The sequence below is a fragment of the Nocardioides ganghwensis genome (genome assembly GCF_014779655.1).
GTDB classification, from domain to species: Bacteria; Actinomycetota; Actinomycetes; order Propionibacteriales; family Nocardioidaceae; genus Nocardioides; species Nocardioides ganghwensis.
This window is the reverse complement of sequence record NZ_JACXYX010000012.1, coordinates 74,835-98,060: the sequence shown is the minus strand read 5'-3', so window position 1 is coordinate 98,060 and position 23,226 is coordinate 74,835. Positions and strand designations below refer to the sequence as shown.

General features: G+C 73.3%; 24 protein-coding genes. 5 read left to right on the top strand and 19 right to left on the bottom strand.

Translation table 11 applies throughout. The features are described 5' to 3' along the window. Positions 1-2 precede the first annotated feature (2 nt). The 4 genes from IEZ24_RS14665 to smc form a co-directional block, all read right to left on the bottom strand. A complete protein-coding gene (locus IEZ24_RS14665) occupies positions 3-914 on the bottom strand; it encodes a class I SAM-dependent methyltransferase (RefSeq protein WP_165356053.1) in 912 nt (303 codons plus the stop codon). 66 nt (positions 915-980) lie between these two features. Beyond that, positions 981-1,157 (bottom strand): hypothetical protein, encoded by a 177-nt coding sequence (locus IEZ24_RS14660; RefSeq protein ID WP_165356052.1) that lies wholly within the window; start codon positions 1,155-1,157, stop codon positions 981-983. 103 nt (positions 1,158-1,260) lie between these two features. Continuing rightward, positions 1,261-1,719 (bottom strand): acyl-CoA thioesterase, encoded by a 459-nt coding sequence (locus tag IEZ24_RS14655; RefSeq protein WP_129454721.1) that lies wholly within the window; start codon positions 1,717-1,719, stop codon positions 1,261-1,263. After that, complete coding sequence (gene smc, locus IEZ24_RS14650; protein ID WP_129454720.1) at positions 1,716-5,270, bottom strand: chromosome segregation protein SMC; 3,555 nt, start codon at positions 5,268-5,270, stop codon at positions 1,716-1,718. The genes IEZ24_RS14655 and smc overlap by 4 nt, the downstream gene beginning before the upstream one ends. Before the next feature lie 121 nt (positions 5,271-5,391). Between smc and IEZ24_RS14645 the strand changes: the two genes are divergently transcribed. Then, the gene (locus IEZ24_RS14645; protein ID WP_129454719.1) at positions 5,392-6,033 is read left to right on the top strand and encodes a sensor domain-containing protein; all 642 of its coding nucleotides are present in this window, start codon (positions 5,392-5,394) and stop codon (positions 6,031-6,033) included. 40 nt (positions 6,034-6,073) lie between these two features. Here IEZ24_RS14645 and IEZ24_RS14640 read toward each other — a convergent pair whose 3' ends face one another. The 4 genes from IEZ24_RS14640 to IEZ24_RS14625 all read right to left on the bottom strand — a co-directional run bounded on the left by IEZ24_RS14640 (position 6,074) and on the right by IEZ24_RS14625 (position 10,698). After that, on the bottom strand, positions 6,074-7,618 hold the full coding sequence (locus tag IEZ24_RS14640) for an LVIVD repeat-containing protein (RefSeq protein WP_129454718.1): 1,545 nt from the start codon (positions 7,616-7,618) through the stop codon (positions 6,074-6,076). 96 nt (positions 7,619-7,714) lie between these two features. After that, entirely contained in the window at positions 7,715-8,209 is a 495-nt protein-coding gene (locus IEZ24_RS14635) for a GNAT family N-acetyltransferase (protein WP_129454717.1), read from the bottom strand. Next, a complete protein-coding gene (locus IEZ24_RS14630) occupies positions 8,202-9,308 on the bottom strand; it encodes a pyridoxal-phosphate-dependent aminotransferase family protein (protein WP_129454716.1) in 1,107 nt (368 codons plus the stop codon). The genes IEZ24_RS14635 and IEZ24_RS14630 overlap by 8 nt, the downstream gene beginning before the upstream one ends. 28 nt (positions 9,309-9,336) lie before the next feature. Continuing rightward, the gene (locus tag IEZ24_RS14625) at positions 9,337-10,698 is read right to left on the bottom strand and encodes an FAD-binding oxidoreductase (RefSeq protein WP_129454715.1); all 1,362 of its coding nucleotides are present in this window, start codon (positions 10,696-10,698) and stop codon (positions 9,337-9,339) included. 75 nt (positions 10,699-10,773) lie between these two features. On the opposite strand from IEZ24_RS14625, the gene IEZ24_RS14620 reads away from it, so the two are divergent. After that, positions 10,774-11,649 carry a class I SAM-dependent methyltransferase gene (locus IEZ24_RS14620; protein WP_129454714.1) on the top strand — a complete coding sequence of 292 codons (876 nt, stop codon included), beginning with the start codon at positions 10,774-10,776 and terminating at the stop codon, positions 11,647-11,649. Here the strand turns inward: IEZ24_RS14620 and IEZ24_RS14615 are convergent. From IEZ24_RS14615 to IEZ24_RS14570, 10 genes are all read right to left on the bottom strand, one after another. Further along, positions 11,644-12,924, bottom strand: a complete 1,281-nt coding sequence (locus IEZ24_RS14615) for an MFS transporter (protein ID WP_129454713.1) — start codon at positions 12,922-12,924, stop codon at positions 11,644-11,646. The two genes, IEZ24_RS14620 and IEZ24_RS14615, sit on opposite strands and share 6 nt — an antisense overlap. Positions 12,925-12,993: 69 nt before the next feature. Further along, positions 12,994-13,188 carry a hypothetical protein gene (locus IEZ24_RS14610; protein ID WP_129454712.1) on the bottom strand — a complete coding sequence of 65 codons (195 nt, stop codon included), beginning with the start codon at positions 13,186-13,188 and terminating at the stop codon, positions 12,994-12,996. 94 nt (positions 13,189-13,282) lie between these two features. Next, positions 13,283-14,140: a bifunctional DNA-formamidopyrimidine glycosylase/DNA-(apurinic or apyrimidinic site) lyase gene (gene mutM / locus IEZ24_RS14605; protein ID WP_129454711.1), complete on the bottom strand. Its 858-nt coding sequence runs from the start codon at positions 14,138-14,140 to the stop codon at positions 13,283-13,285. 3 nt (positions 14,141-14,143) lie between these two features. Next, positions 14,144-14,950 carry a ribonuclease III gene (gene rnc, locus IEZ24_RS14600; protein ID WP_129454710.1) on the bottom strand — a complete coding sequence of 269 codons (807 nt, stop codon included), beginning with the start codon at positions 14,948-14,950 and terminating at the stop codon, positions 14,144-14,146. Then, positions 14,905-15,090 (bottom strand): 50S ribosomal protein L32, encoded by a 186-nt coding sequence (gene rpmF / locus IEZ24_RS14595; protein WP_129454709.1) that lies wholly within the window; start codon positions 15,088-15,090, stop codon positions 14,905-14,907. Before rpmF ends, rnc begins: the two co-directional genes overlap by 46 nt. Positions 15,091-15,135: 45 nt before the next feature. Next, positions 15,136-15,729 carry a YceD family protein gene (locus tag IEZ24_RS14590; RefSeq protein WP_129454708.1) on the bottom strand — a complete coding sequence of 198 codons (594 nt, stop codon included), beginning with the start codon at positions 15,727-15,729 and terminating at the stop codon, positions 15,136-15,138. Between the two features lie 79 nt (positions 15,730-15,808). Next, positions 15,809-16,297 carry a pantetheine-phosphate adenylyltransferase gene (gene coaD / locus IEZ24_RS14585; RefSeq protein WP_129454707.1) on the bottom strand — a complete coding sequence of 163 codons (489 nt, stop codon included), beginning with the start codon at positions 16,295-16,297 and terminating at the stop codon, positions 15,809-15,811. A 39-nt stretch (positions 16,298-16,336) separates the two neighbouring features. Continuing rightward, positions 16,337-16,906: a 16S rRNA (guanine(966)-N(2))-methyltransferase RsmD gene (gene rsmD, locus IEZ24_RS14580; RefSeq protein WP_129454706.1), complete on the bottom strand. Its 570-nt coding sequence runs from the start codon at positions 16,904-16,906 to the stop codon at positions 16,337-16,339. Positions 16,907-16,943: 37 nt separating this feature from the next. After that, a complete protein-coding gene (locus tag IEZ24_RS14575; RefSeq protein WP_129454705.1) occupies positions 16,944-19,151 on the bottom strand; it encodes an ATP-dependent DNA helicase RecG in 2,208 nt (735 codons plus the stop codon). 17 nt (positions 19,152-19,168) lie between these two features. Further along, positions 19,169-20,821 (bottom strand): DAK2 domain-containing protein, encoded by a 1,653-nt coding sequence (locus IEZ24_RS14570; RefSeq protein ID WP_129454704.1) that lies wholly within the window; start codon positions 20,819-20,821, stop codon positions 19,169-19,171. 225 nt (positions 20,822-21,046) lie between these two features. Between IEZ24_RS14570 and rpmB the strand changes: the two genes are divergently transcribed. Beyond that, positions 21,047-21,232 carry a 50S ribosomal protein L28 gene (gene rpmB, locus IEZ24_RS14565; RefSeq protein WP_056602600.1) on the top strand — a complete coding sequence of 62 codons (186 nt, stop codon included), beginning with the start codon at positions 21,047-21,049 and terminating at the stop codon, positions 21,230-21,232. A gap of 180 nt (positions 21,233-21,412) precedes the next feature. Here the strand turns inward: rpmB and IEZ24_RS14560 are convergent, their stop codons facing one another. Beyond that, on the bottom strand, positions 21,413-22,363 hold the full coding sequence (locus IEZ24_RS14560; protein WP_129454703.1) for a thiamine-phosphate kinase: 951 nt from the start codon (positions 22,361-22,363) through the stop codon (positions 21,413-21,415). A gap of 117 nt (positions 22,364-22,480) precedes the next feature. On the opposite strand from IEZ24_RS14560, the gene IEZ24_RS14555 reads away from it, so the two are divergent. Then, a complete protein-coding gene (locus IEZ24_RS14555) occupies positions 22,481-22,717 on the top strand; it encodes an Lrp/AsnC family transcriptional regulator (RefSeq protein WP_129454702.1) in 237 nt (78 codons plus the stop codon). 5 nt (positions 22,718-22,722) lie between these two features. Beyond that, a complete protein-coding gene (locus IEZ24_RS14550) occupies positions 22,723-23,226 on the top strand; it encodes a DUF3515 domain-containing protein (protein WP_165356051.1) in 504 nt (167 codons plus the stop codon).

Genomic DNA, 23,226 nt, shown 5'->3' with positions numbered 1-23,226 from the left:
AATCAGAGGTGCACGGCGCGACGCAGGCGGGTGAGCATCGGGGGCCCTGCCGAGGCCGGGGCGACCACCAGCCGCGCCCGCAAGGCGTCGCGCTGCGCCGCCAGCCGGTCGACCCGCGCCCGTGCGCGGTCGAGCCTGCCCTCGGCCCGCGCGAGGTCGGCGAGCAGCGCGTCGAAGGCCGCGGCCAGACCCGATCCGCTGCCCGGCAGCATCGGCGTGGCACAGCCGTGGCCCGGCCGGGCGACCCACACCACCTCGTGCTCCATCAGGTGGAACCACGACACGGCGGCGTCGCCGACCAGCGCTGGGGGCGTGACCCGGACCGAGGCGAGCCCGGCGGCCGCGAGGCGGTCGTCGAAGTCGTCGCCGTACCACCGCACGTGGTCGGCCTGGCCGAACCGGCGGACCCGGTCCTCGGGCGCGGCGAGCGGATCCTCCTCGGTCGCCACCCCCATCCTGATCGGCACCTCGAGCAGCGCGATGCCGCGTGGGCTGAGCACGCGGGCGATCTCGCGCATGGCGGTGCAGTCGTCGGGGACGTGCTCGAGGACGTGGTAGCAGACCAGGAGGTCCACGGAGGCGTCGCGCAGCGGCAGCGCGGTGAGGCTGGCGAGGGCGTCGACGTCCCGCTTGTCGTGCCCGAGGTCGAGGCGTACGCGACGGCGCGCGCCCAGCCGGTCGATGAGCGGCGTGGACTGCCGCGAGGGGGCGATCTCGACGACCGTGTCGAGGTCGCGCAGGTCGGGCCCGAGCGCACCGAGGAGGAGGGACAGGAACCGGTGCCGCTCGAGGCTCCCGCACCGCGGGCACTTCGCGCCGGGGCGTCCGTCCGGTCCCGGACGGAACTCGCGGGACACCCTCGTCCCGCAGGCCGCGCAGTAGGCCCTGTGCACGTCGTGGCGTGAGCCGGTCACGCCTTGCACGCTAGCCCTCCGCGACCCCGTCGTGCGGTGCCGCGCCGAACCGCCGGTCCGGCTTCGTCAGACGCGCGACTCCGAGTCCTCCAGCGTCGGGAGGGCGTCGACGCCCTTGCGCATGGCGTTGCCCAGCTGGGGGGCGACGGGCATCTCCTCGCCCCGGTGGGGGTAGGCGACATAGACGGCGACGCCGGCGGCGACGAGCACGCCGAGGGTCATCATCACAACGATCGCGAGCACGGAATTCCTCCGAGGTGGGCCGGTCGGGTCCCCTCCACCGTGCCACACCGGCGGTGCCGTCCGTGATTCGAGGGGGACGTACGGCGCGTCGCGGTGAGGACCGTCACGCAGGGTCGCGCAGCAGGGGGACGACGGCGGCGCGGACCACGTCGGGGACGGGCGTCACCGGCCGGTCCCCCGCGCCGCGGGAGTTGTCGACGTAGACGTGGACGAAGCGGCCCTCGGCCGCCGCCTCGTCGGACGCCCCCTGGAAGAGCCCGATCCGGTAGACGATCGAGCTGGTGCCGACCCGGTCCACCACCAGCCCCATCTCGATCGGCTCGGGGAAGCCGATCTCGCGGAAGTAGCGGCACCCGGTCTCGGCGACCACACCGATCTGGGGCAGCGCGCGTACGTCGAGACCGGTCGCCTCGTAGAGGTGGGCGTTGACCGCGGTGTCGAACAGCTCGTAGTAGGTGGCGTTGTTGAGGTGGCCGTAGGCGTCGTCGTCGCGCCACCGGGTGGTGGCCGTGCGCCACGCGACGTAGTCGGCCCGGGTCGGCCGGGCGGGACGGTCGCTCATGCAGGCTCCGCGTCGCGCAGGCGCTGGCTGATCACTGCCGAGACACCGTCGCCGCGCATCGTGACGCCGTAGAGCGCGTCGCCGACCTCCATGGTGCGCTTCTGGTGGGTGATGACGAGGAGCTGGGAGTTCTCGCGCAGCTCCTCGTAGATCTCCAGCAGGCGACCGAGGTTGGTGTCGTCGAGCGCGGCCTCGACCTCGTCGAGGATGTAGAACGGCGACGGCCGGGCCTTGAAGAGCGCGACGAGGAAGCAGACCGCGACCAGCGACCGCTCACCACCGGAGAGCAGCGACAGCCGCTTGACCTTCTTGCCGGCCGGTCGCGCCTCGACCTCGATGCCGGTGTTGAGCATGTCGCCGGGGTCGGTGAGCACCAGCCGGCCCTCACCGCCCGGGAAGAGCCGCGCGAAGGTCTGGTCGAAGGCCTTCTCCACGTCGGCGTACGCCTCGGTGAACACCTGCTCGACGCGTGCGTCGACCTCGCGGACGATGTCGAGGAGGTCCTTGCGGGTGCGCTTGAGGTCCTCGAGCTGCTCGGTGAGGAACTTGTGCCGCTCCTCCATCGCGGAGAACTCCTCCAGCGCGAGCGGGTTGACCCGCCCGAGCATGGACAGCGCGCGCTCCGCCGACCGGAGCCGCTTGACCTGCTCCTCGCGCACGAACGGGGTCGGCTCGGGCGGCTCCTCGCCGTCGGGCACCTCGCCGCTGAACGGGATCAGCGTCTCCGGGCCGTAGTCGGCGACGAGGCCGTCGGGGTCGAGACCGAGCTCCTCGAGCGCGCGCTCCTCGAGCTGCTCGATCCGCATCTTCTGCTGGGTGCGGGCCATCTCGTCGCGGTGCACGGAGCTGACCAGCTCGTCGTGCTCGCGCCCGAGGTCGCGCAGCCGGGTGCGCACGGTCATGAGCTGCTCCTCGCTCCCCCGGCGGGACTCCTCGACGGCGGCCCGCTCGTCGGCGGCCAGCATCACCGAGCGCTCGAGCTGGTGCAGCACGACGCGTACGGCGACCGCCACCGCCTGGGCGGCGCGCCCCTCGCGGAGCAGCCGCTCGCGGCGCTCGGCGGCGCGCGCCCGCGAGTCCCGCTCCGCCTGGGCGGCCCGGAGCAGGGAGTCGGCGCGCCCGTGCAGGGCGCGGGCCCGCTCCTCGGCCGTACGGAGGGCGAGCCGGGCGTCCATCTCGCCCTGACGGGCCTCGCGGGCGGCCTCCGCCAAGCGCTCGCGCTCGGAGGTGTCGGGCTCCTCGTCGGTGACGTCCTCGGCGGCGGCCAGCCGGGCCTGCAGCTCGGCGAGGCCGGCGAGGTCCTTCTCACGCGCCTCGCGAGCGGTGGTGATGGCGCGCTCGAGCCGGTCGGCCTCGCCCTTGGCGGCGCGGGCGGCGGAGCCGTACTGGCCGAGCTCCTCGGCCACCGCCGCCAGCGTCGCGTCGGACTCGTGCAGCTTGGCCAGGGCGACGTCGACGCGCTTGAGCGCGTCGTGGCGGGCGGCCTCGAGCCGCGAGATCTCGAAGCCGAGTCGCTCCGACGCCGCCGTGGCCTCGGCCAGCTTGCTGGTGGCCTCGTCGACGGCGGCCTGGATCTCGATGAGGCTGGGCTGGCTGCTGGACCCGCCGGCCGCGAAGTGGGCACCGAGCAGGTCGCCCTCGCGCGTCACCGCCACCACGTCGGGGAGCTCCTCGACCAGGCGGCGGGCGGCGTCGAGGTCGTCGACGACCGCGACCTTGTGCAGCAGGCGCACCAGCGCGGGGCGTACGTCCTCGGGCGCGGAGACGACGTCGACGGCGTAGGCGACGCCGTCGGGCAGGCCCGGCCAGTCGCGGTCGGCAGCGGGCGCTCCGCCGAGCACCAGCCCGGCGCGACCCAGGTCGTCGTCCTTGAGGTGGCCGATGGCCTCGATCGCGGCGTGGGGATCGGTGACCACGACCGCGTCGGCGGCGGTGCCGAGGGCGGCCGCGACGGCCGTCTCGTAGCCGTGGTCCACGTCGAGCAGGGCGGCGACGGAGCCGAGCAGGCCGCCGACCTTGTCGGTGGCCGCGAGCAGGGCGCCCGCGCCGTCCTTGCGGTTGAGGCCGAGCTCGAGGGCGTCGCGCCGCGCGACGAGCCCCGCGCGGTCGCGGTCGGCCTGCTGGGAGTCCTCCCGGGCCCGGGCGAGCTGCTCGTCGACCTCGTCGAGGACGGCCACGGCCTCCTCGTGCTCGGAGTCCAGGCCCTCCTCGCCGGCGTCGAGGCCGGCGACCTTGGTCTCGAGCGCGGTGAAGTCGCGCTGCGCCCGCTCGGCGCGCGCGACGGCCTCCTCCCGGGCCTCGGTGAGCCGCTGGATCTCGGCGTCGGCGGCCTCGGCGCGCGAGGTGAGGGCGTTGACCTGGCCGGTGAGGCGGGCCAGGCCCTCGCGCCGGTCGGCGGCGGCACGCTGGAGCCCGGCGATCCGCTTGTCCTCCTCGGCGGCGGCCTCCTCTGCCGCGCGCTTGGCGACGACCGCGGCGTCGAGCGCCGCGCGGTGCGCCTCGACCTGCTCGGCGATCTCCGCCTCCTGCCGGCGCACCCGCTCGGCCTGCGCCTCGAGGTCGTCGGGGTCGCGCCCCGAGTCGACGGTGTCACCCTCGGACGCGCCTGCGGCGTTGCGGATCCGCTCGTCGGCGAGCGACGCGGTGCCACGCAGCCGCTCCTTGAGGCCCGACAGCGCGAACCACGTCTCCTGCGCAGCCGCCAGCCGGGGCAGGTCGTCGCGCAGCGTCGCCTCGAGCCGGGCCTCCTGCTCGCGCCCGGCGGCGATCTCCGCCTCGACCTGCTCGCGCCGCTCCAGCAGCACCGACTCGTCGGCCAGCTCGGACTCGAGGGCCGTACGGGCGGTGACCAGGTCGTCGGCCAGCAGGCGGGCCCGCGCGTCGCGCACGTCGGCCTGCACGGTCTGGGCCTGCCTCGCCACCTCGGCCTGGCGCCCGAGCGGCTTGAGCTGGCGGCGGATCTCGGACAGCAGGTCGGCGAGCCGGGTGAGGTTGCCGTCGGTGGCGTCGAGCTTGCGGAGCGCCTTCTCCTTGCGCTTGCGGTGCTTGAGGACCCCGGCGGCCTCCTCGATGAAGCCGCGGCGGTCCTCCGGGGTGGCGTGCAGGATCGAGTCGAGCTGGCCCTGCCCGACGATCACGTGCATCTCGCGACCGATGCCGGAGTCGCTGAGCAGCTCCTGCACGTCGAGGAGCCGGCAGCCGCTGCCGTTGATGGCGTACTCCGAGCCGCCGTTGCGGAACATCGTGCGGCTGATGGTGACCTCGGCGTAGTCGATGGGCAGCGCGCCGTCCGAGTTGTCGATGGTCAGCTGCACCTCGGCGCGGCCCAGCGGCGGCCGGCCGGACGTACCGGCGAAGATGACGTCCTCCATCTTGCCGCCGCGCAGGCTCTTGGCGCCCTGCTCGCCCATCACCCACGCGAGCGCGTCGACGACGTTGGACTTGCCCGACCCGTTGGGGCCGACGATGCAGGTGATGCCCGGCTCGAGCTGCATGGTCGTCGAGGAGGCGAAGGACTTGAACCCCTTCAGGGTCAGGCTCTTCAGGTACAACGCGGGCTCCTCACCGGAAGGGAGACTGACGACTGGGGAAGCTCAGCGCCGCTCACCCTACGACACCGGCCGCTCGCGGAGGCCGTTGCGCACGGGCGTGGCACGCCGCCATGCTGGGGCGATGCGCGCGACCGCCCTCGCCCCGGTGTCCGTCCTGCTCTCCGTCCTGCTCTCCGTCCTGGCGCTGCTCGCACCCTCGTCGGCCGCGTCGGCGCCCGCGCCCGTCACCCGCGACGACCTGCTCACGGTCGCCGACTACCGCAGCGTCCATCCCGACATGCGCGACCCGTCGCGCATCGTGCTGCGCTCCCCGCTGTTCGCCCCGCGCGGCTGCGACGACCAGGACCTGCTGGTCCGGGGCACCAGCCGGATCCTGGGCAGCGTGTCGCCCGAGGTCCGCCGCCGCTCCGTGTCGCTCATCGACCAGAACGTCGTCCGCTTCGCCTCCGCGCGGGAGGCCAAGGACCTCCTCCGGCGCTACCGCCACTTCAGCGCGCGGTGCGTGGGGGACGTCGACACCGACGACGGGGAGGGCGGCGACGTACGCGTCAAGAACCGCGCCTGGTTCCCCCCGCGCGTCGGGGACCAGTCCGCGGGGATGCTGATCGGCTGGTTCCAGCGCGGCTCCGCCGACTGGCGCCGGGTGCTGGCGGTCCGTGTCGGTCGCACCGTCTCGGTCCTGGACGTGAGCTTCACCGACGTACGTCCCCCGAAGGACGACGTCGTCACGCTGGGCCGCCTGGCGGTCGAGCGCCTCCGCTGAGCAGGCGGGTCGAGCAGGCGGGCTGGGCGGGCCGGACCCGTCAGGCCCGGGCGACGAGGTGCCGGCGCCGCTTGTGCAGCAGCAGCGCCATCACCACGCTGCCGCCGAGGACCGTCCCGGGCACCATCGCCGCACCGGTGACGCCGGCCGCCGGCTCCACGGACGGCAGCGTGCCGATGCCGTCGCCCGGAACGTCGACGACGTAGACGTCGAGGCCGCGCACGAGGTCGACCGAGTAGACCAGGTTGGTCCTCTGGGACGTGGCGACGCCCTTGCGGTTGTAGACCGGGACCCACATCGAGTCCCACACCTCCGAGGCACCCCAGGTGGCGAAGCCGTGGCTGACGGGATTGGTCGGGTCCGTGACGTCGATCAGCTGCGTACCGCCGCCGTAGAAGCCCACGGCGGCGATGCCGCTGGGGTGGAAGTCGAACCAGTGCGAGGAGCAGAAGGCACCGGCCGGCACCGGGTAGGTGCCGAGGTCGGCGAGCTCGACCTTGGCGAGCGGCACGATCGACCCGTCGGAGCCGTCGAGGCGCTTGACGTGCCACGTCTGGAACGAGCCGGCGGTCGAGCAGTCGGGGTCCTCGTAGTCCTCCTCCGTCACGAGCAGGACGTTGCCGTTGGCCAGCGACGGGGGCGCGTCGGGCCGGAAGGCGTTCGCGTTGGGCCGGAAGCTGTTGTGGTGGATGAAGTCGTTGTAGTGGTTGACCGCGCCGTCGCGGGCCGAGTCGCCGGCGGCACCGGTGTTGGCGACCTCGACCGGGCGGAGGGGGTCGCGCACGTCGAAGACGTACGAGCCGCCGGCGCCGGTGTGGGTGGCGAAGCCGGCCTCGTCGACGTTCCACTTGTGCCCGCCCCAGCCGACGGCGTCGGAGCGGAACGGCTGGGTGCCGGGCGTGGCGGGGTCGCTGTCCACCTCGACCGGCCGGTCGAGGTCGGTGAGGTCGAAGATCGAGAAGCTGCCCTGTCCGGCGACCTCCGAGTCGTCGCCGGCGGAGTAGGCGTAGCGGCAGTCGGTGCCGTCGATGCAGGTGACCGTGTGGGTGCTGGTCGTGGACGCCACACGCGAGCGCACGTGAGGGTTCGTGGGGTCGCTGACGTCGACGACGACCAGCTCGTAGTCGCCGGTGACCGGGTCGTTGACGTGCTCGAGGTCGTCCGGGGACGCCTGGTAGAGGTCCACCCCGATCATGGCGAAGCGGTCGGTGCGGGTGCGGGAGACCTTCCGCTCACCACAGTTCATCGCCTCGTTCTCGAACTGGGCGCTCGGCATCGAGCCGACCTCGCGCGGGGAGACCGGGTCGCTCACGTCGTAGACGGTGACGTCGTCGAGGCCCGACATCACGAAGTAGGGCGCGGAGTGCAGGAAGCACCCCGAGATCCCCGCGCTGCCCGGCCGCACCGCGGCGAGGCGGACGTTGGGCGAGGCGACGAACGGCACGGTGAGCCCCGAGTCGTAGGTCTGCACCATCCGCTCGGCCCGCTCGCGGTCGCTGTGGGCGTGGGCGGACGTGCTGCTCAGGACGGGGGCGAGGGCGAGGACGCCGACGACGGCCAGGCGTACGGAGGTGGCGGGGCGCATGCCCGTCCAACGACGGCTCCGGACGCTCGTTACGGGCGGGCCGTGCCAGCGACCGCGCCGAGCACCGTCGACCGCCGTGCCCCCTGCTCCGACGCCTCAGAGGTCACGTCTCATCTCCTGGGACGTGACGCGGTAGCCGAGGGATTCGTACAGCCCGATGGCGGTGGTGTTGTGGCCGAAGACGTTCAGGCCGATCGTCGTCGCACCCAAGGCACGGGCGGCCTCGTGCAACGCCTCCATCGTCTGCCGTCCGATCCCCTGACCGCGGCGGTCCTCGTCGACGTGGACGTCGAAGATCCACGCCGATACCCCGGACTGCGTACGGCGCAGCTCGAGCCACGCGAGTCCGACCGGTTGCTCGGCGTCGTTTCCCCCTGGGCCGCCGACCACTGCGGTCCACAGGTACATCGCGGGGCTCGCGACGCCCTCCGGGAGCAGACCGGCGAACTCCCTCGCTGAGCGTTCTGCCGCCGCCTCCGGTGACATGGCGCCGGTGGCGGCCAGCTCGACGGCGTACTCGCGCCGGGACCGCTCACCGAAGGCGAGGAACTCGTCCTCGGTCATCGGCCGGAGCCACAGGCGGTCAGGCACGTCCCAGAACGTCCTTCAGCGCCGCCAGCACGAGCAGCACCGCGTCGGGCCGCGCGTTGGGGCCCATCAGGCCGATGCGCCACACGCTGGTGGCGTACGCGCCGGCGCCGGCGCCGATCTCGATGCCGTGCCGCTCGAGGAGCTCCTTGCGGACGGCGGCGGAGTCGACCCCCTCGGGGACCTTCACCGTGGTGAGGTCGGGCAGGCGGTGTCCCTCGGCCGCGAACAGCTCGAGGCCCATGTCCTGCAGCCCGGCCTGGAGGGCGTCGCCCGCGGCCTGGTGGCGGGCCCAGACGGCCTCGAGGCCCTCCTCGAGGATGCGCGTGAGGCCGGCGTGGAGGCTGGCGACCATGGCCGTCGGCGCGGTGTGGTGGTAGGTGCGCTGGCCGCCCTTGACGCCCGCCTCGCCGACGTAGCCGCCGAGCATGCCGAGGTCGAGGTACCACGACCGCGGCCTCTCCACCCGCCGGTCGAAGGCGCGGTCGCCGATCGTGAACGGCGCGAGGCCGGGGGCGACGCCGAGGCACTTCTGGGTGCCGGCGTAGCCGATGTCGATGCCCCAGTCGTCGGCGCGCAGCTCGATGCCGCCGATCGAGGTCACCGCGTCGACGAGCAGGAGCGCGTCGCTCCCCTGCGACCGCAGCCCGGCGCCGAGCGCGGCGACGTCGGAGCGTACGCCGGTGGACGTCTCGGCGTGCACCGCCGCGACGATCGCCGGCGACGGGTGGGCGGACAGCACGCGGTCGACGTCGACCGGCTGCCCCCACTCGTGCTCGACGGCGACGACCTCGGCCCCGCACCGGGCGGCGACGTCGGTCATCCGCTGGCCGAAGAGCCCGTTGACCGCCACCACGACGACGTCGCCGGGGTGCACCGTGTTGACGAACGCCGCCTCCATGCCGGCCGAGCCGGTCGCGCTGAGCGGGAGGGTACGGGCGTTGTCGGTGCCCCAGACGGTGCGCAGCATGTCGCAGGTCTCGTCCATGACCCGGAGGAACTCCGGGTCGAGGTGGCCGAGCAGCGGCTCGGCGAGGGCCCGGGTGGCCTCGGGGTAGGGGTTGGACGGACCAGGACCGAAGAGGTGGCGCTCGCGGATCATGGGAGCGACCGTAACGAACACCGGGTCGTCACAGCACCGCCCCCGGGTTGAGGATCCCGTCCGGGTCGAGCGCGTCCTTGATCCGACGGGTCAGCGCCATGACGTCGTCGCCGAGCTGCTCGGGGAGGGCCGCCTTCTTCGTACGGCCCACGCCGTGCTCGCCGGTGATGGTGCCGCCGAGCCGGATCGCTGCGCGCAGGATGTCGTCGAACGCGAGGCGGGCGCGACGCTCCGAGTCGGGGTCGGCGGCGTCGTAGACGATGATCGGGTGGGTGTTGCCGTCACCGGCGTGGGCGACGGTGGGGATCTCGACGTCGTGACGTGCGGCCACCTCCGCGACCGCGGCGAGCAGGTCCGGGAGCAGGGGCACGGGCGCCCCGACGTCCTCGAGCAGGAGCGCGCCGCGCGCCTCCACCGCCGGGAACGCCGCCCGCCTCGCCGCGACGAACATCTCGCCCTCCTCCGGGTCGTCGGTGACCACGACCTCGGTGGCGCCGGCGGCCGTGCAGGCGGCCTCCACCGTCGCGATCTCGGCCACGCGCGCGTCGCCGGGTGCGTCGGACTGCACCACCAGCAGCGCCCCCGCGTCCCGGTCGAGGCCACGTGGCGAGTAGTCCTCGACCGCGTTGATCGAGGCCCGGTCCATCAGCTCCATCATCGATGGCCGCAGCGTCCGGCGCACGGCGACGACGGCCTCCGCGGCGTCCACCACGGAGGCGAAGGACGCCACGAGGGTCGCTGCGGGCAGCGGCAGCGGGACGAGGCGGAGGACGGCGCGGGTGACGATGCCGAGGGTGCCCTCGGAGCCGACGAAGAGCTTGAGCAGCGACAGGCCGGCGACGTCCTTGATGCGGTTGCCCCCGAGCGTGACGAGGGTGCCGTCCGCGAGGACGACGTCGAGGCCGAGGACGTAGTCGGTGGTCACGCCGTACTTCACGCAGCACAGCCCGCCGGCGTTGGTGGCGACGTTGCCGCCGATCGAGCAGATCTCGAAGGACGAGGGGTCCGGCGGGTACCAGAGTCCGTGCTCGCGGGAGGCGGCCTTGACCTCGGCGTTGAACGCGCCGGGCTCGACCACCGCGACCTGGCAGTCGGGATCGATCTCGATCGCCCGCATCCGCTCGAGGCTCAGCACGATGCCGCCGTCGACGGCGCTGGCCCCGCCGGACAGGCCGGAGCCGGCCCCTCGGGGGACGACCGGAACCCGGTGCTTCGCAGCCCACCGGACGGCCACCTGCACCTGTTCGGCGTCCTCCGCACGGACCACGGCGACGGGGGTGCCGGCACCGGTGTCGCGCGACCAGTCGTAGCGGTATCCCTCGGTCGTGGCCGGGTCGGTGGCGACGACGCCGGGCGGCAGGGACTCGACGAGCTCGGCCAGGGCTTCCATCCGGCCATCGTGGCACGGCCGGGCGAGCAGGCGACGGGGCTCGACGGCTGCCGGCACGGCTGTCACGCTCGTCGGATGAGCGACCCGACCGGGCAGGAGAGCCAGCTTCCCAGCGAGCAGGAGCGCGAGAAGGCACGTGTCGCCGGCGTCTTCGACCGCGCCTCCGCGACGTACGACCAGGTCGGCATCGACTTCTTCGGAACGGCCGGGGCCGAGCTCGTCAGACGTACGGCCCCGCGCCCCGGGGAGGCGGTCCTGGAGCTCGGGAGCGGGCGGGGGGCGTCCGCGCTGCCCGCCGCACGCGCCGTGGGTCCGAGCGGCCGCGTGGTCGCGACCGACCTCGCTCCCGGGATGCTCGCCGCCCTGGACGCCCTGGCCGCGGACCTGCCGTGGCTCGAGGTCCGTGCCGGCGATGCCGAGCGCCCGCCTCCCGGGCCGTGGGACGTGGTGCAGGCCGGGCTCGTGCTGTTCTTCCTCCCCGACCTGGACGGCACGCTCGACCGCGTGCGCGACGTGCTGGGGCCGGCCGGGCGCTTCGGCTTCACCTGGTTCGGCGAGAGCGACGACTCGTGGGACGACGTCACCCAGCGGCTGCAGGCGCTCGCTCCTGCGCCGCCGGCGTCGGCGCACGGCATCGAGGACAAGGAGGACGACCCCGGTCCCTTCTCGTCGTTGGACGCCATGCACGCCGCTCTCGTGGACCACGGCTTCACCGACCCCACGACCTCCACGATCCGCATCAGGGTCGAGTTCGTCGACGTCGAGCACTGGTGGGCCTGGATCTGGTCCGCCGGGCTGCGGGCGCTGCTCGAGCGGCTCGAGTCGCACGGGCTGCTGGACCGCGCCCGGACCGAGGTGGACCCCGAGCTCGAGCGTCGCGCGGCGGACGGGACGCTGACGTGGTGGACCGACGTCCGGTGCACGGTGGCCAGGGGCCCCGCCGGCTCATGACCCGGACGTGCGCTCCTCGGCGACCCCGTCGGAGGCGCTCGCGCTCGCTGCCTCGTCGGCGTGGGCGATGTGCGCCAGCGAGCGCCACACCAGCGCCAGCGTGAGACCCGATCCGACGAAGGCGAACCACCACGGCGCAGTGAGGCCCCACACCTGCGCGATCACGCCGCCGAGCAGCGACCCTGCCAGCATGCCGCCCATCACGCAGATCATGTAGACCGAGCCGACCCGGCCCTGCAGCTCGCTCGGGACTGCGCGCTGGCGCACCGCCTGCGACAGCGTGCCCCACACGAAGGCGTACGCGCCGAAGAAGAACATCAGTGGGTAGGCCGCCCACGGCGAGGTCGTGAACGCCATCGCGAGGTGGAACAGCACCTCGGCCAGCAGCACCGTCCGCATCAGCGTCGCGAGGGGCACGCGCCGCTCGAGGCGGCCGTAGGAGAAGGTCGCCAGCAGGCCGCCCAGTGCGGCCGCGGTGGTGAGCAGGCCGAAGCCCGCCTCGTCGATGCCGACCCGCTCGAGGGCCCACAGGACGAGCACCGACCACGGCGCCGCCCAGGTGACGTTGAAGACCACGATGATGATGGCCAGGGTGCGCACCGGCGGGTTGCCCATCAGCCATGTGACGCCGTCGGCGATGTCCTGCCGGATGTGGGTGTCGACCTCCGCGCGGACGGCGCCGGGCGGCGTACCGATCCGGGACACCAGCACCACGCCGACAGCGATGCACACGACGGTGAGGGCGAAGGGCCACACCATGCCGACCGAGAACAGCAGGGCCCCGACCGCGGGGCCGACGAGCTGGTTACCGGTGATCACCCCGGTCATCAGCCGGGCGTTGGCGATGCCCAGGTCGCGCTTGTCGACCAGCATCGGGGTCAGCGTGCCGGCGGTCGCGTCGACGAAGGTCTCCGCCGTCCCCAGCGCCAGCATCGCCACGAGGACGACGGCGATGTTGACGTCGCCGGTGACGATCGAGACGCACAGGCCGGCGAGCACCGTGCCACGCACGGCGTTGGCGGCCATGATCACGAGGCGTCGGTCGAGCCGGTCGGCGAGCGCCCCGGCGAGCAGCCCGACGACGAGCCATGGCGCGGTCAGGGCCAGCATGGCCGCAGACACCAGCACCGGGTTGCGGGTCTGCGACGCGACCAGCAGGGGCCCGGCCGCGATGAGCATCCCGTCGCCCAGGTTGGTCACCCACGACGAACCGACCAGCCAGCGGAAGCCGGTGCCGAGACGGGCGGGGAAGACGGTCTCGACGAGGCGGGTCACAAGCACCGGAGCGTACGCACGCCGCCGGGGTCGCCGCACGCGATATCGCGGACCGGCGGGTGTCCGGGCTCAGACGGGCTGCAGGTCCTCGACCGTCAGCTGCTCGTCACGCGCGGCGGCGGCGAGGCGGTCGTTGTCGGCCTGGAGCCGCAGGACCAGCGCCTCGAGGTCGTCGACGCGGCGCCGGAGCCGGCGGTTCTCGACGGCGAGGGCCGTCGTGGTCCGCGCATCGCTGTTCAGATGACCCAACAGCGCCTTGGCCATGGGGAACCTTTCGACAAGGACGGATCGACCGGCCGGCGAACCGGCCGTCTACAAGAGTCCCACCGCTGTGGCGGTGGGTCAATCCGGGGACTGCTCAGCGCGAGCGGGGCGGACGCTGGCAGCGCGGGCAGAAGAACGACGAGCGGTTCATGAAGGCGACGCGACGGATCGGGGTGCCGCAGCGCCGGCACGGCTCGCCCTCCTGGCCGTACGCGTCGAGGGAGCGGTCGAAGTAGCCCGACTCGCCGTTGACGTTGACGTAGAGCGCGTCGAAGGACGTCCCGCCCTGGGCGAGCGCCTCGCCCATGACGTCGCGAACGTGGCCGAGCAGCCCCCGCAGGACGGGGCCGGTGAGCCGGTCCCCCGGACGCTCGCCGTGCAGCCGCGCACGCCACAGGGCCTCGTCGGCGTAGATGTTGCCGACGCCGGAGATGAGTCCCTGGTCGAGCAGGAGCCGCTTGACAGCGGACGTACGCCGGCGCGCGCGTCGGACGAACTCGTCGTCGTCGAACTCCGGGTCGATCGGGTCGCGCGCGATGTGCGCGATCTCGGTCGGCAGCCCGGCCCCGCCGGTCGAGACGACCAGGCCGCCGAACATCCGCTGGTCCACGAAGCGCATCTCCAGCGGGGCGCCGGCGGGCGTACGGAGCGTGAACCGGACGCGCAGGTGCCGCTCGTCGGGGGCCCCGGGCTCGTGGAGGAGCATCTGCCCGCTCATCCCGAGGTGGCCCAGGAGGGCGTCACCGCTCGCGAGGGCGAGCCAGAAGTACTTGCCGCGGCGGCGCACGGCCACGATGCGCTGGCCGGCGAGCGCGGCGACGAAGCCCGTCGACCCGCGGTGGTCACGGCGTACGGAGCGGGGGTGCAGCACCTCGACGGACTCGATGGTGCTGTCGACGACGTGGCGCTCGAGGCCGGCGCGGACGACCTCGACCTCGGGGAGCTCGGGCACGGGTCAGGCGTCGGCCGGGGCCTGCTCCGCCGCGGGCTGCTCGGCGGCGGGCTCCGTGACGGGCTCCGTGACGGACCTCGCCGCTGACTGCGCGGCCTTGATCTCGCGGTAGGCGGTCTCGGCGGCGCCCTGCTCGGCCTCCTTCTTGGAGCGGCCGGTGCCGTTGCCGAGGACCTGCTCGCCGACGCGGACGCGGGCGACGAAGGTCTTCATGTGGTCGGGGCCGTCGTCCTCGATGAGGTACTCGGGGACCCCCAGGCCGAGGTCGGCGGAGAGCTCCTGGAGGGAGGTCTTCCAGTCGAGGCCTGCGCCCATGGACGCGGCGGCCTCCATGACCGGGTCGAAGAGCCGGTGGACCACCTTGGCGGCCTCGTCGATGCCGCCGCTGAGGTGGATGGCACCGATGACCGCCTCGACCGTGTCGGAGAGGATCGACGCCTTGTCCCGGCCGCCGGTGGTCTCCTCGCCGCGGCCCAGCATGATGTGCTGGCCGAGCTCGATCTGGCGGGCGACCTCGGCCAGGGCGCGGGCGTTGACGACCGCGGCCCGGAGCTTGGCCAGCCGGCCCTCGGAGAAGTCCGGGTGGGCGCGGTAGAGCGTCTCGGTGACCACGACCCCGAGCACCGAGTCGCCGAGGAACTCCAGGCGCTCGTTGGTCGGGATCTGCCCGTTCTCGTAGGCGAACGAGCGGTGCGTCAGGGCACGCTGCAGCAGCTCGGGATCCAGGACCGGATCACCGAGCGCTGCGCGGAGCTCGTCGGTGGTCAGAGGACCTGGCGGCGGTCGGCCTTGGCGCCGTACTGGCCGCACTGGCCGCACGCACGGTGCGGGAGGTGCTTGGAGCCGCAGGCCGGGTTGGCGCACGTCACGAGGGTCGGCGCGACGGCCTTCCACTGCGAACGGCGGTGGCGCGTGTTGCTGCGCGACATCTTCCGCTTGGGAACAGCCATGGTTGTCTCCTGTTGCTTGCTCCCCGGGGACTCCCGGCGAGGTGGTCAGTCGTGTGGGTCCTGCTTGGTTTCTGCCTGCAGCTGCTGGAGTCCAGCCCAGCGCGGATCGATCGGCGCGTCGTGCGAGTGGTCCGGGTCGTCCGCGAGTCGCGCACCGCACTCGGTGCACAATCCCGGGCAATCGTCCATGCACAGCGGCTGGAACGGTAGTGCGAGCACCACCGCGTCCCGCAGCAGGGGCTCGAGGTCGAGCAGGTCGTCCTCGAGCAGGCTGGTCTCGTCGTCGAGGTCGTGGTCGTCGTGCTCCGCGGCCTTGTCGTGCTGGTCGGGGTAGACGTAGAGCTCCTGGAGCGTGACGTGGATCTCGTCCTCGATCGGCTCCAGGCACCGTACGCACTCCCCCGCGAGCCCGGCCGTGGCCGTGCCCGTGAGCAGCACTCCCTCCATGACCGCCTCCAGCCGCAGGTCGAGCTCGACCGGCGATCCTTCGGGGACAGAGAGGACTTCGATGCCAAGTTCTGCTGGTGCCGGAACGGAGAGCTCGAGCTCACGCTGGGACCCCGGGCGGCGGCCGAGCTCGCGAGTGTCAAGCACGAGCGGCGCCCTCGGGTCCAGGCTGTTCACGTCGAACTCCCACATCTGGACACCAACACAACCTCGGAATCGTATCCGCCGCCCGGGCAGCGGGGCAAAACGAGTGACGGGCGGAGCCGGCCGGTCATGGCGACGAGCGCTCCGCGAGCCGTGCCACGAGCTGCTCGCGGACCGCCTCGGGGACCAGCCCGCGTACGTCGCCGCCGAGGGCCGCGACCTCCTTGATCAGGCTGGAGGAGACGAACGCGTTGCCGACGGCACCGGGCAGGAACACGGTCTCGACGTCGGTGAGGTGGGAGTTCATCTGGGCCATCGGCAGCTCGTACTCGTAGTCGCCGGCCCCGCGCAGGCCCTTGACGATGGCCACGGCCCCGATCTCGCGGCAGAAGTCGACGATGAGGCCGTCGAAGCCGGAGACGCGCACGTTGGCGAGGTCGCCCGTGGCCTCCTCGAGCATCACGATGCGCTCCTCGGGCGTGAAGAGCCGGTTCTTGCTCATGTTGACGCCGACCGCGACGACGACCTCGTCGAACAGCTTGGCGGCCCGGCCGACGATGTCGAGGTGGCCGTTGGTCACCGGGTCGAACGACCCGGGGCAGACAGCGCGACGCACGCTGGACTCCCTTCGGTCAGGGGCTCCCGAGGGTGGAGGTCAGGGTGCCGGGGTGGCGTGACCGTACCAAAGCGCGGTCTCGCCGTAGCGCTTCGTCCGGTCCTCCTCGATCCCGCCGGGCCACGTGACGACGGTGCGCTTGGCGGCTCGCTCCACCACGACGAGCGCTCCCGGGACGAGCCATCCGTGGGTGACCAGCGCGACGAGGTCGGCGTCGACGTCCGCGTCGGACATCGGGTAGGGCGGGTCGGAGAACACGACGTCGTAGGGCGCCGCGGGGGGTGAGGCGAGGAAGGCGCCCACGGAACCCGCCACGACCCGGGCGCGCGAGAACCCCAGTGCCGCGGCGTTGCGCGAGATCAGCGCAGCCGTACGCCGGTCCTGCTCGACCATCGTCACGACGCCGGCGCCGCGCGACCACGCCTCGAGACCGACGGCGCCGGAGCCGGCGTAGAGGTCGAGGAACCGCAGGCCGTCGAGCGAGCCGGTGCGCGACTCGATCGCCGAGAAGAGCGCCTCTCGCACACGGTCGCTCGTGGGCCGGGTCGTCTGGCCGCGCGGCGTCTCCAGCCGACGCCCGCCGGCTGTTCCCCCGATGATCCGAGTCATGTCCCCGTGCTCAACCCTTCTCCGTTCAGTCCTCGCCTCAGCCCTTGTCCAGGTAGGCCGACGCCGCCGAGCGCTCGACCTCGGCGACGGCTGCGGCGAGGGCGGGCGCCTGCGCGAGCGCAGGATCCTCGGAGAGTAGCGCCTCGGCGGCTTCTCGGGCACGGACGATCGTCTTCTCGTCGCGCAATACCCGAAGTGTGACGAGACCGGACCGGAACCCGGACTGGCTGGCCCCCAGCACGTCGCCCTCGCGCCGCTGCTCGAGGTCGACGCGGCTCAGCTCGAATCCGTCGGTGGTCGCTGCGACGGCGTCGAGGCGGTCACGTGCGGGAGACCCGAGCTCCGCGTGGGAGACCAGCAGGCACAGGCCGGGGAGCCCGCCGCGACCTACGCGTCCGCGCAGCTGGTGGAGCTGGGAGACGCCGAACCGGTCCGCGTCGAGCAGCACCATCGTGGTCGCGTTGTGCACGTCGACACCGACCTCGATGACGGTGGTGGACACGAGGACGTCGACCTCGCCAGCCGCGAAGGCACGCATCGTGCGGTCCTTGTCGTCGGGCGGCATCCGGCCGTGCAGGACCGCTGTGCGCAGTCCCGCGAGCGGACCGGACGAGAGCTCGGCGTGGACCTCCTCGACCGCGGCCAGGGACCGCTTGGGCGCGACCTCCCTGCCCTCGTCGTCGAGGTCGACCTGGTCGGTCTCTCCCTCCTCCCCGGCATCGCCGGAGATGCGGGGGCACACGACGTAGACCTGGTGCCCCTTCTCGACCTCCTCGCGGACCCGTTGCCACACGCGCTCGAGCCACGTCGGCTGGTCGGCGAGCGGCACGACGTTGGTCTGGATCGGCGCCCGGCCGGCCGGCAGCTCGGCGAGGACGGAGGTCTCGAGGTCGCCGAACACGGTCATCGCGACCGTGCGCGGGATCGGGGTCGCCGTCATCACCAGGACGTGCGGCGGGGTGCCGGCCTTGTCCGTCAGCGCGGCGCGCTGCTCCACGCCGAAGCGGTGCTGCTCGTCGACCACGACGAGCCCGAGGTCGGCGAACTCGATCCTGTCCTCGAGCAGGGCGTGGGTCCCGATGACGATGCCGGCCTCGCCCGTGACGATCCGGAGCATCGCCTCCTGGCGCGCGGCCTTGCCCATCGACCCGGTCAGCAGCACGACCTGGGTCGCGTCCGGGTCGCCGCCGAGCATGCCGCCCTGGGCGAGGTCGCCCAGCAGGCCAGCGATGGAGCGGTGGTGCTGCTGGGCGAGGACCTCGGTCGGGGCGAGCAGCGCGGCCTGCCCCCCGGCGTCGACGACCTGGAGCATGGCGCGCAGTGCGACCAGGGTCTTGCCGGAGCCGACCTCGCCCTGGAGGAGCCGGTTCATCGGGTGGTCGCGGCCGAGCTCGTCGGCGACGAGGTCGCCGATCTCACGCTGGCCGCCGGTGAGCTCGAACGGCAGCCGCGCGTCGAACGCGGCGAGCAGCCCGTCGTCGCGGCGTACGCGCGCCCGGGCACCCTGGGCACGGTGGGCTGCGCGGCGCCGGGCGAGCACGAGCTGCAGCACCAGCGCCTCCTCGAACCGGAAGCGCTTCTGCGCCGCGCCGAGCTGGCTCCACTCGTCGGGGGCGTGGATCCAGCGCAGCGCCTGCATGACGTCGAGCACCTCGAACCGCTCGCGGAGCTCCGGGGTGAAGACGTCGGGCACCCCGGTGACCAGGTCGAGGGCGGCGGTGACGACCTTCTGGATGTCCCAGGTGTAGAGCTTCGCGGTGAGCGGGTAGACCGGCATCAGCTTGCTGAGCGTGGCCGCCTCCGGGCCGTCGAGCGCGAACCCGTGGGGCTGCTCGAGCTGCCAGCTGCCCCGGAACTGCTTGGCCTTGCCGGTGAAGACCGCCCGGCAACCCGGCCGGAACTCCGCCTCGTGCCTGTCGGCCAGGTTCTGGTAGGGGCTGAACAGGGTGACGGAGAAGTCGGGTCCGTCGGTGCGCAGCCGCACCGTGGTGCGGAACTGGCGGCGGTTGCCGCTGAAGAACGCCGCACTGTCGCACGAGCGCACCTCGCCGACGATGGTCAGCTGCTCACCGACGGCCGGCGTGGCGACCTCGGACAGCTCGGTGGCGGCGACGTAGCGGCGCGGGAAGTGGCGCAGCAGGTCGCCCACCGTGGCGAGCCCGAGGCCCTCCTCGGCGAGCTTGCGCTTCTTGTGGTGGTTGCCGAAGACCGACCCGATCGGGCTGTCCGGCGTGATCGCGACCATGGTGACTTCCTAGCCGTTCACTCCACGCTGACCAGCAGGGGGTAGCGCGGCTGGCCGCCGTCGTGGACGGCGACGTCGACCGTGGGGTGGCGCTCCTCGACGTGGGCCGCCACCCGTTCGGCGAGCTCGGCACCGCCCTCCCCCGCCACGATCGTCACCAGCTCACCGCCGCCGGCGAGCAACCGCTCGAGGACGTCGGTGGCGACGACCTCGAGGTCGGAGCCCACGACGGCGAAGTCGCCGGCGATGACGCCGAGCGCGTCGCCGGGCTCGCACGGACCGGCCATCGTGATGGCCTGGCGGGACGCGACGGTGACGGCACCGTGGCGGGCGTGCCGCGCGGTGGCGGTCATCTCGCGGACGTCGGCGTCGAAGGCGCGGCCCGGCTCGTGCACCGAGATCGCCGCCAGCCCCTGCACCTGGGCCTGGGTGGGGATGACCTCGACCGAGACGTCGTGCTCGGCCTCGGCGGTGCGGGCGGCGATCTCGGCCGCGCGCACGGTGTCGCCGTCGTTGGGCAGCACGACCACCTCGGCGGCCCCGCAGGAGGTGATGGCCTCGAGGAGCTGCCCGGTCGAGGGACGCTGGCCCGGCCCACCCGGCACGACGACGGCGCCCGCCGACTCGAACAGCGCCGTGAGCCCGGGCCCGGCAGCGACCGCGACGACCCGGCGGCCCGTACGGGTCGAGGTCCGCTGCCGGGTGGCGGCGACCTGCTCGGCGAAGTGCGTCACCCGGATGCGGTGCGGACGGCCCGCGGTGATGCCGGCCTCGATCGCGGCACCGACGTCGTCGACGTGGACGTGGACGTTCCACAGGCCGTCGCCGCCGACCACCACGAGGCTGTCGCCGAGCCCGGCGAGGGTCTCGCGGAGCACGGCGATGGCGTCGTCCTCGACCTCGGGGCCGGCGTCGAGGAGGTACATCACCTCGTAGCCCGGCCCGTCCTCGGTGAGGTCGTCGCTCGGCACGGCCGCCGCCACCGGGATGTGGTGGGTGCCGATCGGGGGCGACCACGGGGTCGGCCTGCGTCCGGTGGCCGTCGTCTCGACGGCGTCGAGGACCACGCAGAGCCCCCGGCCACCGGCGTCGACGACGCCCGCCTGGGCGAGCACCTCGAGCTGCTCGGGCGTACGGGCGAGCGCGGCGCGTGCGGCCGCTGCGGCCGCCGTGAAGACGTCGCGGGTGCGGACCCCGCGCCCGGCGGCCTCCAGCGCCGCGTCGGACGCGGCCCGCGAGACCGTGAGCATCGTGCCCTCCACCGGCGTGCCGACCGCGGCGTAGCTCGCCTCGGTGGCCTCGGCCATCGCTGCGGCGATCGTCTCGGCCGGCCGGTCCTCGATCGCGGCGCCGGCGAGGTGGCGTACGTAGGCGCGCAGCATCTGGCTGAGGATCACGCCCGAGTTGCCGCGGGCGCCCATCAGCGCGGCGCGGGCGAGGACCGCCATGCCGTCGCCGAGCGAGAGGTCGGGGGTGGCCGCCCGGGCCTCGCGCAGCGCGTCGCGGGCGGCGGAGACGGTGAGGAACATGTTGGTGCCGGTGTCGCCGTCGGGCACGGGGTAGACGTTGAGAGCGTCGATCTCCTCGCGGGCCGAGGAGAGGGCGTCGGTCGCGATCTCGACGAAGCGCGCGACGCCGTCCAGCGTGATGCCGTGGGTGACGTGCTCCATCGCGTCGGTGCTCTCCCCGTGTCTGCGGTCTGACGTGTGCTGCGTCGTACGATGTGGTGCGCGCCACAGGGTAGTGCCCTGCTCCGACGCGGCCGACCACGACGCGGCTTCCGATTTCCTCCCCGCGCGGGTCCTCGGCTACTGTTGCCCGGTTGCCTCGTGCCGCTTCCTGCGGCGTGCAGGCCTCTCGAACATCTATCAACCTCGAACGGATCGGAGTGCACGGTGGCTGCCGTCTGCGACATCTGCGCCAAGAAGCCGGGCTTCGGAAACAACCGTCCCTGGTCGCGCAAGATCACGAAGCGTCGCTTCAACCCCAACATCCAGCGCGTCCGGGCGACCGTGAACGGCACGCCCAAGCGCCTCAACGTCTGCACCGGCTGCCTCAAGGCCGGCAAGGTCTCCCGCTGACCTGACCAGACTCGTACGTGAGCCCCCGTCGCTGATGCGGCGGGGGCTTCGTCGTCCGTCCGGCCGGACCTGCGCGGCGGCCCGCTCGCAGAGTCCCCGCTCGAGCGGGGACTCCGTCACCTGGAGGCCTGTACAACCCCCTCCAGGTGTCGGACTTCCCCACCAGGTCACGCGGGACGCTCAGAAGTGCGTCCAGCCGGTCGGCCCCTCGTAGGTCCCGCCGTCGACGGTGACGCCCTCGCCCTCGGTCACCTCGCCGACGACGTGCCACCCGGTCGGCACCGAGGCGAGGTCGGGGAAGGTCGCGAGCAGCGCGTGGTCGTCTCCCCCGCCGAGGATGAACTGGAGGGGGTCGGCCCCGAGGGCGGCGCCGACGGCCTGGAGCGGCTCGGGGATCTCGAAGGTGCCGGTGCGCACGTCGATCGCGACACCGCTCGCCTCCGCGAGGTGCCGGGCCTCGGCGAGGAGTCCGTCGGAGACGTCGATGAGCGCGGTCGCGCCCGCCTCGGCGGCCTGCCTGCCCGCGGTGTACGGGGGCTCCGGGCGGCGGTAGGCCTCGACGAGCACCCGCGGCGAGCGGAACCCGCGGCCGAGGACGGCCAGCCCTCCGGCCGCCCAGCCCTGGCGGCCCGTGACGGCGAGCACGTCTCCGGGCTGCGCACCCGAGCGCAGGACGGGTGACTGGTAGCACTGGCCGAGCACCGTCACGGCGATGACGATCTCGTCGGCGCGCGTGACGTCGCCGCCGACGACGGTCGCGCCGACGCTCGCGCACTCCTCCGCGAACCCGCGGGCGAAGTCCAGCGCCCACGCCACCGGGAGGTCCGCGGGGGCGGCCAGGCCGATCGTGAGGTGACGGGCGGTGCCGCCCATGGCGTTGATGTCGGAGAGGTTCTGGGCGGCCGCGCGGTGGCCCACGTCGGTGGCACTGGCCCAGTCGCGGCGGAAGTGGCGGCCCTCGACCATGAGGTCGGTGGACACCACGACGTGGCCGTGCTTGATGCGCAGGACGGCGGCGTCGTCGCCGGGTCCGACGAGCACCTGCTCGTCGCCCTCGAAGATCTCCACGAGCTCGGAGATCAGGCCGAACTCCCCTGCATCGCCGAGGGTCGCGTCCGCGTCGAGTGCCATGACCCCATCCCACCAGACGCGCACTGTGACGACAGGCACCCATCCCCTGTCCGCCCGCCCGCGTGGCGCGGTAGGTTGTGCCGGTCACACCCGTTGAACGAGACCGAGGAGTCCACGATGGTCGTCCAGGCCTACATCCTGATCCAGACCGACGTCGGCAAGGCCGCCGAGGTTGCCCGCGAGATCGCCCAGGTCAAGGGCGTCACCCTCGCCGAGGACGTGACCGGTCCCTACGACGTGATCGTCCGAGCCGAGGCCAAGAACGTCGACGAGCTCGGCAAGCTCGTCGTCTCCAAGGTGCAGAACCTCGACGGCATCACCCGCACGCTGACGTGCCCGGTCGTCCACATCTGACCCGAGTGCCACCCGCACGACGCCTCGGCTCCGCGCGGAGCCGGGGCGTCGTCGCGTCCGCTGCCGCCTGCCTGGTGCTCGCCGGGTGCAGCAGCACCCCCACCATCGAGGACCACGACCTCTCCGCCGCCGATCGCGCCGCGTGCGAGGCGCTGGTCGCCGACCTCCCGGAGACGCTCGCCGGGGAGGACCGGGTGGCCGTCGAGCCCGAGGGCGCGCTGGGTGCCGCGTGGGGCGACCCGGCGTACGTCCTCACGTGCGGGGTCCCGGAGCCGGCCGACTACGAGCCGACCGCCGAGTGCAACGTGATCGCCGGCGTCGGGTGGTACGTCACCGACGACCAGCTGGCAGACCAGGGCGAGGACGCGACACCGATCGCGCTCAGCCGTACGCCCTACGTCGAGGTGCTGGTGCCGGCCGACTACCGCACCCTGGGCATCGACCGCGCGCTCGCGGAGCTCGCACCGGCGCTGGAGGAGCACCTCGCCGAAGGGCTGTCCTGCCTGTAG

What these genes read in the sequence shown, in the direction of transcription:
- IEZ24_RS14655 (WP_129454721.1), bottom strand. Translation starts at nt 1,719, where the DNA reads ATGAGCGACCGTCCCGCCCGGCCGACCCGGGCCGACTACGTCGCGTGG.
- IEZ24_RS14570 (WP_129454704.1), bottom strand. Translation starts at nt 20,821, where the DNA reads ATGGAGCACGTCACCCACGGCATCACGCTGGACGGCGTCGCGCGCTTC.
- IEZ24_RS14640 (WP_129454718.1), bottom strand. Translation starts at nt 7,618, where the DNA reads ATGCGCCCCGCCACCTCCGTACGCCTGGCCGTCGTCGGCGTCCTCGCC.
- IEZ24_RS14560 (WP_129454703.1), bottom strand. Translation starts at nt 22,363, where the DNA reads ATGGCACTCGACGCGGACGCGACCCTCGGCGATGCAGGGGAGTTCGGC.
- IEZ24_RS14620 (WP_129454714.1), top strand. Translation starts at nt 10,774, where the DNA reads ATGAGCGACCCGACCGGGCAGGAGAGCCAGCTTCCCAGCGAGCAGGAG.
- IEZ24_RS14625 (WP_129454715.1), bottom strand. Translation starts at nt 10,698, where the DNA reads ATGGAAGCCCTGGCCGAGCTCGTCGAGTCCCTGCCGCCCGGCGTCGTC.
- IEZ24_RS14610 (WP_129454712.1), bottom strand. Translation starts at nt 13,188, where the DNA reads ATGGCCAAGGCGCTGTTGGGTCATCTGAACAGCGATGCGCGGACCACG.
- IEZ24_RS14590 (WP_129454708.1), bottom strand. Translation starts at nt 15,729, where the DNA reads ATGTGGGAGTTCGACGTGAACAGCCTGGACCCGAGGGCGCCGCTCGTG.
- IEZ24_RS14645 (WP_129454719.1), top strand. Translation starts at nt 5,392, where the DNA reads ATGCGCGCGACCGCCCTCGCCCCGGTGTCCGTCCTGCTCTCCGTCCTG.
- IEZ24_RS14575 (WP_129454705.1), bottom strand. Translation starts at nt 19,151, where the DNA reads ATGGTCGCGATCACGCCGGACAGCCCGATCGGGTCGGTCTTCGGCAAC.
- IEZ24_RS14555 (WP_129454702.1), top strand. Translation starts at nt 22,481, where the DNA reads ATGGTCGTCCAGGCCTACATCCTGATCCAGACCGACGTCGGCAAGGCC.
- rsmD (WP_129454706.1), bottom strand. Translation starts at nt 16,906, where the DNA reads ATGACTCGGATCATCGGGGGAACAGCCGGCGGGCGTCGGCTGGAGACG.
- rpmF (WP_129454709.1), bottom strand. Translation starts at nt 15,090, where the DNA reads ATGGCTGTTCCCAAGCGGAAGATGTCGCGCAGCAACACGCGCCACCGC.
- IEZ24_RS14630 (WP_129454716.1), bottom strand. Translation starts at nt 9,308, where the DNA reads ATGATCCGCGAGCGCCACCTCTTCGGTCCTGGTCCGTCCAACCCCTAC.